12 protein-coding genes are annotated in these 13491 nt (G+C 39.9%); 4 read left to right on the top strand and 8 right to left on the bottom strand.

Translation table 11 applies throughout. The annotated features are described in order from the left end of the window. Positions 1-238: 238 nt before the first annotated feature. The 4 genes from DP114_RS29835 to DP114_RS29850 all read right to left on the bottom strand — a co-directional run bounded on the left by DP114_RS29835 (position 239) and on the right by DP114_RS29850 (position 4214). Positions 239-1120, bottom strand: a complete 882-nt coding sequence (locus DP114_RS29835) for a hypothetical protein (RefSeq protein WP_169267069.1) — start codon at positions 1118-1120, stop codon at positions 239-241. Positions 1121-1388: 268 nt separating this feature from the next. Further along, positions 1389-2768 (bottom strand): serine/threonine-protein kinase, encoded by a 1380-nt coding sequence (locus tag DP114_RS29840; protein WP_171977843.1) that lies wholly within the window; start codon positions 2766-2768, stop codon positions 1389-1391. Positions 2769-3230: 462 nt separating this feature from the next. Then, the gene (locus tag DP114_RS29845; protein WP_171977844.1) at positions 3231-3716 is read right to left on the bottom strand and encodes a low molecular weight protein-tyrosine-phosphatase; all 486 of its coding nucleotides are present in this window, start codon (positions 3714-3716) and stop codon (positions 3231-3233) included. A 150-nt stretch (positions 3717-3866) separates the two neighbouring features. Then, on the bottom strand, positions 3867-4214 hold the full coding sequence (locus DP114_RS29850) for a YbaB/EbfC family nucleoid-associated protein (RefSeq protein ID WP_171977845.1): 348 nt from the start codon (positions 4212-4214) through the stop codon (positions 3867-3869). Between the two features lie 470 nt (positions 4215-4684). On the opposite strand from DP114_RS29850, the gene DP114_RS29855 reads away from it, so the two are divergent. Both DP114_RS29855 and DP114_RS29860 read left to right on the top strand, forming a co-directional pair. Further along, entirely contained in the window at positions 4685-5368 is a 684-nt protein-coding gene (locus tag DP114_RS29855) for a response regulator transcription factor (protein ID WP_169267065.1), read from the top strand. Positions 5369-5822: 454 nt separating this feature from the next. Continuing rightward, positions 5823-6491: a hypothetical protein gene (locus DP114_RS29860; protein ID WP_169267064.1), complete on the top strand. Its 669-nt coding sequence runs from the start codon at positions 5823-5825 to the stop codon at positions 6489-6491. Here DP114_RS29860 and DP114_RS29865 read toward each other — a convergent pair. The 4 genes from DP114_RS29865 to DP114_RS29880 are packed head-to-tail and all read right to left on the bottom strand — an operon-like array spanning position 6480 to position 9190. Beyond that, on the bottom strand, positions 6480-7859 hold the full coding sequence (locus DP114_RS29865; RefSeq protein ID WP_171977846.1) for an AtzE family amidohydrolase: 1380 nt from the start codon (positions 7857-7859) through the stop codon (positions 6480-6482). The genes DP114_RS29860 and DP114_RS29865 overlap by 12 nt on opposite strands. Then, positions 7856-8044 carry a DUF4089 domain-containing protein gene (locus tag DP114_RS29870; protein ID WP_171977847.1) on the bottom strand — a complete coding sequence of 63 codons (189 nt, stop codon included), beginning with the start codon at positions 8042-8044 and terminating at the stop codon, positions 7856-7858. The genes DP114_RS29865 and DP114_RS29870 overlap by 4 nt, the downstream gene beginning before the upstream one ends. Positions 8045-8087: 43 nt before the next feature. After that, a complete protein-coding gene (locus tag DP114_RS29875) occupies positions 8088-8423 on the bottom strand; it encodes a DUF952 domain-containing protein (RefSeq protein WP_171977848.1) in 336 nt (111 codons plus the stop codon). A gap of 11 nt (positions 8424-8434) precedes the next feature. Then, positions 8435-9190: a sigma-70 RNA polymerase sigma factor region 4 domain-containing protein gene (locus tag DP114_RS29880; RefSeq protein WP_246162892.1), complete on the bottom strand. Its 756-nt coding sequence runs from the start codon at positions 9188-9190 to the stop codon at positions 8435-8437. A gap of 151 nt (positions 9191-9341) precedes the next feature. On the opposite strand from DP114_RS29880, the gene DP114_RS29885 reads away from it, so the two are divergent. Together DP114_RS29885 and DP114_RS29890 are read left to right on the top strand one after the other, a co-directional pair. Continuing rightward, positions 9342-10715: an NB-ARC domain-containing protein gene (locus DP114_RS29885; protein ID WP_171977849.1), complete on the top strand. Its 1374-nt coding sequence runs from the start codon at positions 9342-9344 to the stop codon at positions 10713-10715. Between the two features lie 355 nt (positions 10716-11070). Then, positions 11071-13467 carry a bifunctional serine/threonine-protein kinase/ABC transporter substrate-binding protein gene (locus tag DP114_RS29890; RefSeq protein ID WP_171977850.1) on the top strand — a complete coding sequence of 799 codons (2397 nt, stop codon included), beginning with the start codon at positions 11071-11073 and terminating at the stop codon, positions 13465-13467. Positions 13468-13491: the final 24 nt, after the last annotated feature.

Here is a 13491-nt window from a genome sequence, read left to right on the forward strand (position 1 = left end):
TGCAAAAATGTGATTTGAGGATATTTGGAACCGCAGATGCACGCAGACAAAAACACGTAATTCGTCTGTGTGCATTTGTCTACCTCTTGCAAAATAGATTAGTGGTATTACAAAGGATTTAGAAAAATCTGTATTTTCTGTTAATTAGCACCTAGGCACAACTTAGGAAAGAACAAGACTCTGAGATTGCTTCCTTACGTCGCAATGACACAACTACATTATTTTTGCGTAAGTCCTGTTAATGAGATGCAGTTAAATATTTATTCTTACAATACTCTTTTGTAGCTGTTATAGAAACAACTTCTACAGTTATGGGGCTGGTAACAGTTGCATTAATAATAAATTCGCTTGCCCCAACATGAGGTTTTTGAGGATTTCCCCAATCATATGTGTAACCCAAACCTGTCCAAGGATAATGTTCTTCACCTTCAAAGGAATTTTTGTATATTTTTTGCAACACAGGATTATTAATAGGAGGTACAGCAAAAACTTGACAACTAGAATTATTAATTTTTGAATTAAGACATGGTCTACTTAAATCTTCAGCTTTCACCCACATTTCTACAAAATGCGTCTTATTGGAGTTTTTATTCAAAATTAAACCCAAATACTGCTGCAATCTTAGCGAAAGCATAATATCACCAGAAATCTTCATACCTAAACCTTTACAGGTATGACAAAAATCTTTGACTTGAGTAGATGCTGTTAACCAAGTCTGGTTTTCTATTTGTTTCAAACCAGGCTTCCAATCCTCGTTTGGGTTTTTTATATATTTCCAACTCACCATTAAAAATTCTGTTTTACCGTTCTTTATCCTCGTCTTGATTTTAGAATTGCTTATTGACAATCTCCAAAGATTGTTTACCACTTTATCCTGGCTTGGTCTTTTTGCATCCTGAATCGCTTCATCTAGCTTCTTTTTAAGAGTCTTATAACTTTCCGGTTTGTTCTTTTCAAGATACTCATTGACATTTGGATTGATTTCTGATTGTGCTAACAAGTTCTTTTTCAAGATTAGTTGACTCTGCTGATCATTTCCTGTCGCTAATAAACTTGAATATCCAACTGCCAAACAAGCTCCTGTTAAGGATAGCAATAATTGATTCTTCCACTTTTTCATTGCATTTGCTTTGTTAATTTATATTAAGAGAGTAGATGCTAATTCCCCTTTAACTAAATCAACATTTAAACATATAAAACAGAGTCTTAATGTATTTTAGCTTATGTAGTGAATACACCCGTCATTAATCATCTTTGTGATCTTTTGGTTGATGCTCTATAAGCTTAAAATGATAAAAGTAATAATGACTGCAACAAAGCGGCGCAGAGAATCTTTTCTTTCCAACATGAATACACACCCTATAAAAAAACGACCAGGCTTGAAATATTTATATCCTGCGGGCAAGTAGCTGGTAAATGAGTTGAGATAAACCTAATAAAGTGATAGCAAAAATACCAGAAAATGTAGCAAATAATATGACGTATATTGGAGTATTTTGCAAAATGAAACTCAAAAAAGGAATTTCTAATCGAGCAGGCAAGTCCGATAGTAATAAAAGCACAACAACGAGTGTACTTCCAGTAATAATTGATAAATGATGTCTAGTTAAAATTTGGCGATGTTGAGCATAGATAAAGCTAGCCAAAGTTATACTTACTAAAACACCATTCATGAATGTTGGGAGTTTATTAAAAGCTATTGCAAGTAGTGCAATTTCAAACCCAATCAAAAAGGGTTCTACCAACCACTCCAAATTGTTTAGAAATGTTGAAGTAATATTCGAGGTTGGCTGCAAAGTATTAAGAACTTGCGTTGCTGATTGATACCGCTCTTTTGGCTTATCTTTGAGCATTCGATTTAAAACATTGGCAAGGCGATCGCTAACTTTAACTTTAGGTGAGCGCCAGAACCAAGTTTTCGTGTTAGGGTCAATAAAATGTTTGACCTGCTTTTGACCAGTTAGCAAACACACACAGGTAGCTCCTAGAGCATATAAATCTGTTGAAGGATACACAGCAAGACAAGCCGTCTGTTCTGATGGTGCGAAGCCTGCTGTATAAATACCTGTTAACATGCCAGAATGTATACCGTTTGTCGAGTTTGATCCTTGCTGTTCAGGAGTTGCTTTGACTACCTGCTTAACTGCACCGAAATCTATAAGATATAATGATCCATTACGAGCACGCATAATGTTAGAAGGCTTAATATCCCGGTGAATAGAGTGATGACTATGGACAAACTCTAAAACCGGGAGGATTTTTTGTAAAACTTCTAAAACTTCTGCTTCAGAAAACATACCCTTGCGGTTGAGTTCCTGCTCTAGATCCTCACCGTCGATATATTGCTGCACTAAGTAAAACAACTCCTGAGTTTTTTGCCCTTCCCGACTTGGAACTCGTAAATTAATAAACGCAAAAAGCTCGGGAATTTGCGGATGTGTGCCTAATGTTTCTAAAACTTCTGCCTCACGATGAAATAACTGTGTCGTCTTTTGTATCTGTTCTTCATTAAGGCTAGCAGATGGTTGCAACTGTTTGACGACGCATTTTCGCATGGCTGGAGTTCGGCGATCGTATGCCAGAAATGCCGCTCCAAACCCACCCTTTCTTAACTCGTTCAACGGCACATATCGACCATCTAAAAAGAGTGGCATTCCGCAAGTTATGCAATATTTTTGTCGAACGTTTTTCAGGTCTAGAGGTTCATTTATATCGGGAAAAGAATTGAGCGATTTTGGACAGTGTGGACGAGTACAGTAAATTTCCATAGCATTTTTTCCTTGATCTTTCTTTATTGCTATGACTATACAGATTATATGAACAGCAAAAGTATTTACGATGACTCTGCTTAGTTTTTAAAACATAAGTTTTTTTAGAAAAATATATTTATACTAAACATTTCTAATTGTATGTTTTTATCATGAAATCATAACTTTGTAGTGGTAGTTGCGTGTTCATGCCTGTATAATATATCCTTTATAGTTACCTTACTAGACCAGAGGTACTAAAGTTAACGCTATAAAGGCAAGTAATTAAAATTGTTTAACAATAACTAGTAAGCCCACCTACCTCCGTGTATGTATTGGAGAATAAGTGGGTCATTGAAAAAGAATCCTGGAGCGGAGCGCTGGATAGCTCCGCCTCCGGTCAGAATCACTTACGATCGCGGGATTCAAACCCCCAACGAGATAGATTCAGAATTCTGACTTCTTTATTTAACTACATTTGTATTACAAGCCAGAATCTTGACTAGGAAGATCCTTCAGTAGACCTTCACAAGCATCGACAAGTAAGTCAATTACCCGATTAAATCCCTCTGGACCACCGTAGTATGGATCTGGAACTTCTTTAAGGTTGTGCCTAGAGCAAAAGTCACATATTAAGTGTACTTTGTGGCGATATTTTCTAGCTGGGTCAAGAGAAAGGATGTCCTCATAGTTATCTTGATCCATCGCCAAAATCAAATCAAAGTTTTCAAAATCAGACTTTTGAAATTGGCGTGCTTTTCCGAGCAGTTTAATTTGCAGCTTTTGTCGTGCAGCAAAACTCATGCGTGAATCAGGTGGACTACCGGTGTGATAACTTGATGTTCCAGCAGAGTCACAAACAATGCGCTCACTCAACCCAGCCTGCTCGATCAGATGGTTCATTATATTTTCTGCCGCTGGCGAGCGGCAGATGTTTCCTAAGCAGACAAACAGCAGCTTGTAGGGCATAAATATTCACTGTTATTTGTTTTTGTCATTAGTGTTATGCTAATGACAAATAACTCATGACCCTTCGCTTATCTCCTCCACAAGAGGCTGCGCTCTGGGGTTACTCGCCTCTATTCGGAAGTTCTCAGCAAAGCTTATGCTCACTGATGACTACAATCCTGGAAGTTCTAGCCCACTAGTTAATTCTTCCATACGTTCGCGCATTGTTGCAGTTGATTTGTTGTAAGCGTCTTTCATTGCTGCTGTTACAAGATCGCAAAGGACATCTGCTCCTTCCTGTACTGCGTTTGGAGAGATTTCCACTCGCTTCGGTTCTTGGTTACCGCTAACAACAACCTTGACTAAACCACCGCCAGCTTCTCCTTGAATTTCCATTTGTTCCAATTCTTCTTGGAGTCGCTTTGCGCCTTCTTGAACTTGCTGCGCTTTTTTAAAGGCATCAGCCAATTCTCTCATTTTTCCCAAGCCAAAGCCAAATCCCTGTCCTTTTCCTGTCATAATCTCTAGTCCAAGTGTGCTTTGAATGACAAATCAAATTCAATTATAGATGTCGTGAGTAAATTGTAGAGAGATATAAGTCATTGCTTTGTTTACACGCAAGGAATAAATCAAAAAATGGAACTTCCTCTTATCTACAACATTCAAAGCACTTAGAAATAGATTTTCTTACGTTCTTGTCGGGTTCAATAGTTGATTAACCTTACCATGTCTAAATTTTTCAACTCTGTCATCCAAATGTAACAAATAATACAGCAAAATGTAATATTTCAAGTAGTTAGTAGATGATGACTTTAACTTGTTAACCTTAAGATGGATTTAATATTAACTTTATAAATCAACTTAATGGTAGTTATCTATTGGTAATCCTGTCATAGTATGAGAAATAAGAGTACTATTATTACCTGTGTTTACTTATAGTGCTTATAAAAACAAACTCAAGGCAAAAAATTCTTAGGGATCTACTGTCCATGCCCTTGACGATCCTCATAGTAGATGATGACTTGGGCACTCGTCTATCTATCAGCGATTACCTTGAACTGTCTGGCTACTCAGTAATGACAGCCGATGATGGTCAAGAGGCTTTGACAATCGTGGAGGAGCATCATCCTGACTTGATTGTCACTGACATCATCATGCCACGAATGAATGGATATGACTTAGTGAGGCGAGTGCGTCAACAACCAGGTTTCCGATTGTTACCTGTAATATTACTAACAGCCAGAACCAAGACTCAGGAAAGAATTCTAGGCTATCAATCGGGATGCGATTTATACTTGCCTAAACCTTTTGAGCTAGAAGAGTTGGCTGCAGCAATTCGCAATCTTTTAGAGCGATCGCAAATTATTCAATCAGAGTACGGTTTTTATCATCAAGAAAATTTAGTCACTCATACTCCCACAAAATCGCCGGACACCAATAACTCTGATCTGACTGGTATTCAAAAACCCGAAATGTTCTCTGAGTTAACTCCCAGAGAACAACAAGTTCTGGAACTATTGACTCATGGTCTTTCTAATGCTGAAATCGGCCAGGAATTGCATCTGAGTTCAAGAACTGTGGAAAAGTACGTCAGCAGTTTATTAAGAAAAACTTTCACTAGTAACCGAGCAGAACTGGTACGTTTTGCGATTAAGCATGGTTTGGTGGAGTAGCTAATGGCGCTTGAGTTTCTATCATTCCGCGATTTTATCTTGATAACCTCAACTATCTTAACTTCTTGGTTTGCTAGCTTCGAGTGATTTGGGTGGAGGTTTAAGCTTGTCACCCAAATAGTATAGCAGGGAGCAGGGAGCAGGCTGGGAATTGTCCCGTGGTTTCCGTGTTTTCTCATTAGTTGATGTCCTAATCTACCTGGCAACTGCTATAACAGAAACTATAAATTGAAAGATTTATATGAGTTGTAGGGTGGGTATTGTCCACCCATCAAACCGTTTTAGGAGCACAAGGCGTACAGAAATAGTAAATATTGTATTGCTTACCTTAAAAATTTTTGTATCTTGGCAAAGTTATCGTATTAGCAATCAGTCCTTTGATTCTGGAATCCCTAGTCAAACCTTTGTATTAGAAAGTAACATTGGCGAGAACAGTATTTAAGGTGAGCAGTGTATGAATGGGACAAACCAGAAACCTAACAATCAAAATAAACTTAATTTTTGGTTTTTAAAAATTCTTAGTTTTCTTAGTTTACTTTATTTTATAGCGATTCCACTTGGGTGGGTAAAGCAAAAGTTAGAGACGGCAGATGTAGTAATATTTGCTATTATCTTATTGGTGAATTCAGAACTTTTGGAAAGATTAGTCAAGTTAGTTATCACCAAAGATGGAATTACATTAGATCTTGACAAAATAAAAGCTGAGCAAGACAGCCAACAAGTTAAGATTGAAACCAATAAAGCAAATATTGAAGCAACTACAAATATAGTCCAACGTCTCACTTCCGTAGAACAGGAAATGGCTAAGAGTAAAAATCAAAACCAACTCCTTGTTAGTAGTCTGCTTGGTAGCTATGAATTAAAACATCTCCGTAAGTTAGGAAGTGATGAACCATTTTCTTATAAAAAGCAGCGTCCTTTTGTACAGGAATTGCGGCATTTACGTGCATTAGGTTTTATTGAAAATTTACCCAACAAAACAATTTCCTCAATGCCAGAAAATGGGAACTTGAAAGATTATTTACAAATTACAGAGCAAGGTAGAGAGTATCTCAGAAAAAGGGAACAGGCAGAGTTAGAAAACAATAACTCTTTTGATGATGCCATTGAATCACACACATAGTACACCCTTGGCTTCTAGTACGGATGCTACTCGTAAAATTAGCGCTTCATTATAAGGTGCAGCTATCAATTGTATACCCAAAGGTAGAGCATTTGGGCGCACAATTGGAACTGATAAAACAGGTAAGCCGATGAAAGATAATGGTTGAGTGAACAATCCCAAATGAGGACGGACAAGAATTTCTTCTCCATCTAAAATCATGGTTTCTTGACCAATGAACGGTGCAGAAATAGGTGTAGTTGGAGCAAGAATGACATCTACCTTTTGAAAGATTTCTCTAACTTTATCTCTGTACCATCGACGAAAGCGCTGCGCTTGAATGTACCAGCTACTAGGTATCAAAGCACCTGCGAGAAAGCGATCGCGTGTTGCTGGATCAAAATCTTGAGGACGCAATCGCAATTTCTCCAAATGCAAATTTGCCCCCTCACAAGCTGTGATCACAAACGCTGCTGCACGGGCGCGATGCGCTTCAGGAATTGTGACATACTGGGTAACACCCAAAGCATCAGCAATATTTTGGACTGCTTCTAATGCTTCAGGACTTGCACCTTTTTCAAAATAATCACCTGCAATAGCAATTCTTAAATTTTCTATACTTTGTCTTGACATTGCATCCAACATCTGCGATTGAAGACGCTTTGTACAAACTGGATCTCTCTCATCTTCCCCCTGAAGCACATCAAACGCCGTTGTAATATCCCGCACCGAACGCGCAAATGGTCCAATGTGGTCTAAACTATTGGAAAATAATGCTACTCCAGCACGTGACAACCGTCCATAAGTCGGCTTCAAACCATAAACACCACACAAAGCTCCAGGAACGCGGATGGAACCATTCGTATCAGAACCCAATGTCAGTGGAACTAAATTAGCTGCGATCGCCGCCGCCGATCCACCCGATGAACCACCAGCTATCCGCTTTAAATCATGCGGATTATGTGTAGTACCATAATGGAAATTTTCCGTCACAAATCCATAGGCGTACTCATCCATATTCAAAGCGCCTACAAGTACGGCACCCGCTTGCTTCAACCTGGCGATCGCTGTTGCATCCTGAGTTGCTGGAGGATTTTCCGCGTTGATTTTTGCACCAGCAAGAGTCGTTAAGCCAGCGATATCAAAAAGATTTTTGACAGCGAAAGGCACACCAGCCAAACAACCAGGATTTTTACCTTGGGCAATTTCTCTATCAATTCGTTCTGCATCTCGCGAAGCAGTATCAGCAGTGATGGTTGTAAAACAATTGAGTTCATTATCCCGCGCGGCAATTCTTTGTAAAGCAGCTTTGGTAACTTCCACCGCACTCACTTTACCTTCTCGCACAGCAGCCGCGATCGCAACAGCATCAGCTTGTTCTAAACTCATGGCTCAAAAATAGAAGCTGCTTCAATTGTCTCAGGTAAGGGAAACTCATTTACAACTTGAGCGATCGCCATAATTCTCTCAAAATTCGCTATTACCCCATCTCGATACTCATCCCTTAATTCCAAATCTAACAACAAAGCCATCAAATCCACATACTCCCCTACATTCAACCCCTTACCTTCCATCTCTCCTCCTCTCTTCCTTGGGGTCCTTGGCGGTTTATTCCATTCAAATATTTTTTGGCAATCTAAACAAGCCATCTTCACCTGGTTCAAAATCGATCACCTTGAACACAGCATCAACATTCAAAGCACCATAGATATGAGGAAACAGTTCTTCCTCGACACCTTCATAGCGAATTGCAGCGTGAACTTTATCAGAGTTGATCAAAAGGAGTACCAATCCTTTTTTATTGGGAAAAAATGTGTTTGCGACTTTTATAATTTGTGTTGGCGTTGAACAGTGGATAAAGCCTTCAGAGTCAAGGGTATCACCTTGATATGTTCCAACGAGTTTGGCTTGTTCCCATTGTTCTCGTTGAGTAATGTGTAGGATCGTAGTCATGAGTTTCTTGCTTAAATCACATCTTTCATACAATACTCCTTTAACTGTGAAGAAAACTTCTTTATGGATCGATAATAAAAAATACTAATTGTTGGAATCTTGACACCAAATTCTGCTGAAATCTTCTTCCAGGTTTTTCCGGAAATTCGTCGCTGCGCCAAGGCTTGAAAGTTAACGACAGGACATTTTGCCATACGTTTTCGTTTAAAAAGGTTTTCTGGATCAGAGTTTATATATTCCTTAAGTCTTTCTGTGATGTCTGGTTCTGATTCAGGTTCGACAAAATTATATGAGTCTGTAACAAGAATTTGTGGTACTCTTTGTTGATAGAATATTTTGCGGATAGCTTCCTGAAAAAATCGCCGCGAGAAAAGAAAATTGACCCATGTCATGACTGAACCACGCTCAGGATCATACTTGTTAATATTTTGACAGATATACAGCAAGAGTTCTTGGTGTGCTTCCTCATAAATCTCTTGATAAATAGCTGCTGAGAATTGACTTCTTTGCGGATGGAAAAGTTTACCATATTGCATAATACCATTTACTAGTCTTGTCAGAGCTAGCTGTCGTTCACGACTTAACGGTGGATACTGCTGAGCTATCTTCGCAAGTTCTTTAAGATACTCATCTTTTTTATTTAGCAGTAATTTCTGGGACTCTTCTGCAACTGTCGTCGATTGGTGATTTTCGTCCCAAGCCTGTGTGTGTGATGGGTTGCATGCTAGATGTCTGATAGCTTTGTCTTGTTGTAAATCTTTGTTCATGGTAGATACAGAAAACTAATTCGTTAGTTTGTAGACTCTTGATTGAATCTGAAAAGATAGTACGTGGAGTCAAAGTTAGGATTCATCTAAGGAAGATTAGGGATTTTGGTTAGGTTAAAATTAACGAACAGAATAATGACAATTTCCAGTCATGGTATCTACTCAAGAGCCGTTTTCCGAAGCGGCAAATAACTGGGATTTAGAAAGGTTGTATATAGATCTGGCAGATGCAAAGCGACAAGTCGCACCCCCACGGGCAAAACCAGGGCTGACAGAAGTCGAAAAAACTCACCTACGGGGATTACTCTGCCGTTATCATCCAGAGGACATTGCTAACAGGCTCAATAAGGATAGAAGTGGAATTGTTGTTGACTTGAGTCGTACTTTATACCGCTATACGGAAAAATTGACAAATCGAGAAGAAAAGACACTCAGACACTGGGGAGATATTGCTAACTGGTTGGAAGCAGCAGGATATAAAACGACTGAACCACCAGCACAGCAAATAGTAGATTGGGGTGAAGCGCCTGAAGTTTCAGTTTTTCATGGACGTAATACAGAACTAGAAACGCTTAATCGATGGATTGTGAGCGATCGCTGCCGTGTGGTAGCAATAATAGGGATGGCAGGAATTGGTAAAACCACGATAGCTGTAAGAATTGCAGAGCAAATTCAGGATGAGTTTGAGTATCTAGTTTGGCGAGCGCTACCCGATAAGCCTCCACCATTATCAGAAATTCTGCTAAATATCATTAGTTTCCTGTCTGATGAACAAAGCACCGATTCATCTAACAACGTGGATGATCTGATCTCAAAGTTGCTCAAAGTTCTGCGTCAGCATCGGGTTTTATTAATTCTCGATAATTGGGAGACAGTTTTGGGGGGTGATGGCGCGGGACGTTATCAACCTGGATATGAAAAATACGGTGAATTGCTGCAGCGAATTGCACAACAAAACCATAAAAGTTGTCTGGTGCTCACCAGCCAAGAAAGACCAGAAACACTGACCTCGTGTGAAGGAACAACGGTGAAGTTACGGAAGCTGGAAGGTTTAGACGAGGTAGCAGCTACAGAAATCTTTAGGACAGAGAATCTAAAGTTTGCAGCCGAAGATGCAACAAGGCTAATCAATATGTATCGCGGTAATCCTCTGGCGTTGATCCACATCTCTAAAATGATTCAAGAGTTATTTGATGGTAGTGTCACCGAGTTTTTAAGAATAAATACAATTGTGGTACCGCCGCCGATTGAAATGCTGCTTAGACAACGGCTCGAAAGACTACCTGAATGGGAAAAAGAAATTTTATGCTGTCTTGCTAGTGAAGCGATATGGCTTGACTCTGACACGGTGCGATCGCGGATGTCATCTGAGATATCAACTGGAGAATTTCTGCAACAGTTGTATTCTTTATGCCAGCGATCGTTCATAGAGAAATGCAAACAAGATGGCAAAGTCTTGTTCACCCTCCAGCCTGTTGTGAGTAAGTGTGTTCAGCGCTATTTTAATGGTCGCCAGCAACTTTGAGCTAATAGCCATAGTAGCCGTACGGTGGGCACTGCTCACAATCTAGAAAGAAGGTTTTGAGGGAACGGTAAGCAGTGCCCACCTTACAAAAATTGAATGCAAATGCAAATCGCTAAATAGCTTAACCAAATTAAATGTAAGATGTTATTGCATAAGCGCAAACCGTCCTGTAAGCATACGCGTAGCGTCCGCATGATTGCCCTGAGCAATCGCAAGAATCGTATTTTATATTTTTCAATGTTGATCTACTTATAAAGTATTATTTTCAGATCGTAATAATTCAGACGATTTTCTGGCTAATTTCAGTAGCGTTATTAACCAGAAAATCCACACAATTTTAGCATCTTACCGAACTATGCCCTACTGTATAAATCCTGAGTGTCAAAGTCGTGATAATCCAGATAATGTCAATGCCTGCCAATACTGTGGAAATCTTTTACTTATCAATAATCGCTACAGTTTGATTCAACAACTAAGTAATAATTATTATACTTGTACACAGGTTTTTGAAGTTGAAGATAGTCAGAATCTGGGAACACGAAAAATTCTCAAAGCCATACACAACAATGGTATACGATTAACTGATGGTAGAGAATTTTTCACAGACTTAACAAGACTCTTCCGACGAGAACAATCAATTCTCGTACACTTGGAACATCCGGGTATCCCTAGAGGAGAAGCCTATTTCTCATTATTGCTCAACAACGGTCAGGAACTGCACTGCTTAGTTATGGAAAAAATTGAGGGGCAGAACCTGGAACAGTGGTTGGGTGAACATGGAGCTATTAACGAAAGACAAGCGCTGGAGTGGCTAAAACAACTTGCCACAATTTTGGATTTCATCCATCAACAAAACTGGTTTCATCGAGATATTAAGCCATCCAATATCATGCGACGACCGAATGGACAGCTGGTGTTGATTGATTTTGGTACAATCAGGCAGATAACTGGAACCGTTGTCAGTGGAGGTCGTAGCACACAGATTTACTCACCAGGCTATACGCCTCCCGAACAAATAGACGGGCGAGCAGTGCTGCAATCTGATTTCTATGCGCTCGGACGGACTTTCGTGTATTTGCTTACCGGTATCCAGCCCAGCGACATACAGCTGGATATCTCAGTTTGGGAAAGAAGTACTCGGTATCCTGTTTCCGATTATCTTGTGAACTTGATTAATCGCCTAATGGCATTTGAGCGTAGTCGTCGTCCTAACAATGCCACAGTGATTTTAACAGATTTAGATTCCATTCACCCGCCGCTGCCGAGACCTTCGTTTAATGGTCGTAGGAGGCTGCAGATATGGCGGCGGATTAAGGGTTTGCTTCCGGTGTTGTTGTTGATAGTACTGCTGTTCGCTTTCTACAACTTCTACAACAGCAAAACAGCTTGCAACTCATTCACAGAAGAATATTTAAGCTTTGGCGAAAGAATTCTAGATAAGCAGGATCTGCAATACAAAAGGGATGGCGCTTCGGAAGTAAAAAGATGTAACTACCCTGAAGCAGTAGAGTTTTTCAAAAATGCCTGGAGGGATAACCAGGGTCCTCCTGACCCTGAAACCTTGATTTACTTCAACAACGCCACGATTAATGAGCTTAATCAAGGAAAAATTCCGAAAAACAAAATTTACACGATTGCTGTGGCCGCTCCCCTGAGCTCTAATGACTCACAAACTGCTGACCAAGGCAGGGAGTTACTGCGTGGAGTTGCCCAAGCCCAACACGAGGCGATAAATCCGATCCCGACAAATCAGGACAAGTTCTATCTCCAAGTTTTGATAGCGAATGATGAAGATAAAGATGAGCAAGCAAAGGAAATCGCCGAAAAACTGGTCAAAGAAAAGGATATCCTGGCGGTTGTAGGTCACTTTTCCAGTGAGAGCACCAATGCGGTTCTGCAAACTTATGGAGAGAATAAGTTGGTGTTAGTTTCTCCTACCAGTACGTCAGTAAAGTTAAAGAGCGATTTCTTCTTTCGTACTGTTCCTAGTGATCAAAAAGCTGCCGAAAAGTTGGCGACATATCTGAAAGATAAAGCCAAAAAAAAGAAACTAGCAATCTTGTCGAGTGGTGACAGTGAGTATAGTAAATCTCTGAAGGAGGAATTATCGAATGTTTTCAAGAATTCTGGAGATGTTGTGGGCGACTCTAAGAACTTTGATTTGTCTAGCCGCCAGAAATTCTATCCATCAACTGCTCTCGAAGAAGCTAAAAAGCAAAAAGCCACAGCAATTACTCTCATTCCTGGTGGGAGGGAAAAGACTGCATTTGACAACGCTCTAAAGGTCATCAAATCTGACAAATACCCCGACTTAATCATGGTTGCAGGAGATAGCCTTTATCTAGAGCGAGTAAAGATAGAAACGGGAGAAAACGCAGTCAGTCGTCACTTAGTGGTAGCGATTCCATGGCACAGACTCTCTAACCCTAATTCAACAGTTCTCAAATCGGCGGAATCTTTATGGAAAACAAAGGATGTGAGTTGGCGTACCGCTGCAGCCTATGATGCCACTAATGTACTCATCGAAGCTATAAAAAAACAGCGACAGCCTAGCCGAAAGGGTGTTCAGCAAGTATTATCCAGCAAAAAATTCCAAGTTCAAGGTGCAACGGGAGACATTAAGTTTGAGGGGAGCGATCGCGCTAACGCTAATATTGCCTTAGTGAAAGTTTTACCTTATTGTTCACCTCGTTCGGGCTACTACTTTGTCCCTGTAAACTATGGCGCAACTTGCTTTCAACCCACTCCCTAGCTCTTACGCTTTTTAGAGCAAATT

The organism is Brasilonema sennae CENA114 (genome assembly GCF_006968745.1).
Taxonomy (GTDB): Bacteria; Cyanobacteriota; Cyanobacteriia; order Cyanobacteriales; family Nostocaceae; genus Brasilonema; species Brasilonema sennae.

Bases quoted from the DNA above. Each gene is read 5' to 3' on its own strand.
- DP114_RS29835 (WP_169267069.1), bottom strand. From the start codon at position 1,120: ATGAAAAAGTGGAAGAATCAATTATTGCTATCCTTAACAGGAGCTTGT.
- DP114_RS29840 (WP_171977843.1), bottom strand. From the start codon at position 2,768: ATGGAAATTTACTGTACTCGTCCACACTGTCCAAAATCGCTCAATTCT.
- DP114_RS29845 (WP_171977844.1), bottom strand. From the start codon at position 3,716: ATGCCCTACAAGCTGCTGTTTGTCTGCTTAGGAAACATCTGCCGCTCG.
- DP114_RS29850 (WP_171977845.1), bottom strand. From the start codon at position 4,214: ATGACAGGAAAAGGACAGGGATTTGGCTTTGGCTTGGGAAAAATGAGA.
- DP114_RS29855 (WP_169267065.1), top strand. From the start codon at position 4,685: ATGCCCTTGACGATCCTCATAGTAGATGATGACTTGGGCACTCGTCTA.
- DP114_RS29860 (WP_169267064.1), top strand. From the start codon at position 5,823: ATGAATGGGACAAACCAGAAACCTAACAATCAAAATAAACTTAATTTT.
- DP114_RS29865 (WP_171977846.1), bottom strand. From the start codon at position 7,859: ATGAGTTTAGAACAAGCTGATGCTGTTGCGATCGCGGCTGCTGTGCGA.
- DP114_RS29870 (WP_171977847.1), bottom strand. From the start codon at position 8,044: ATGGAAGGTAAGGGGTTGAATGTAGGGGAGTATGTGGATTTGATGGCT.
- DP114_RS29875 (WP_171977848.1), bottom strand. From the start codon at position 8,423: ATGACTACGATCCTACACATTACTCAACGAGAACAATGGGAACAAGCC.
- DP114_RS29880 (WP_246162892.1), bottom strand. From the start codon at position 9,190: ATGAACAAAGATTTACAACAAGACAAAGCTATCAGACATCTAGCATGC.
- DP114_RS29885 (WP_171977849.1), top strand. From the start codon at position 9,342: ATGGTATCTACTCAAGAGCCGTTTTCCGAAGCGGCAAATAACTGGGAT.
- DP114_RS29890 (WP_171977850.1), top strand. From the start codon at position 11,071: ATGCCCTACTGTATAAATCCTGAGTGTCAAAGTCGTGATAATCCAGAT.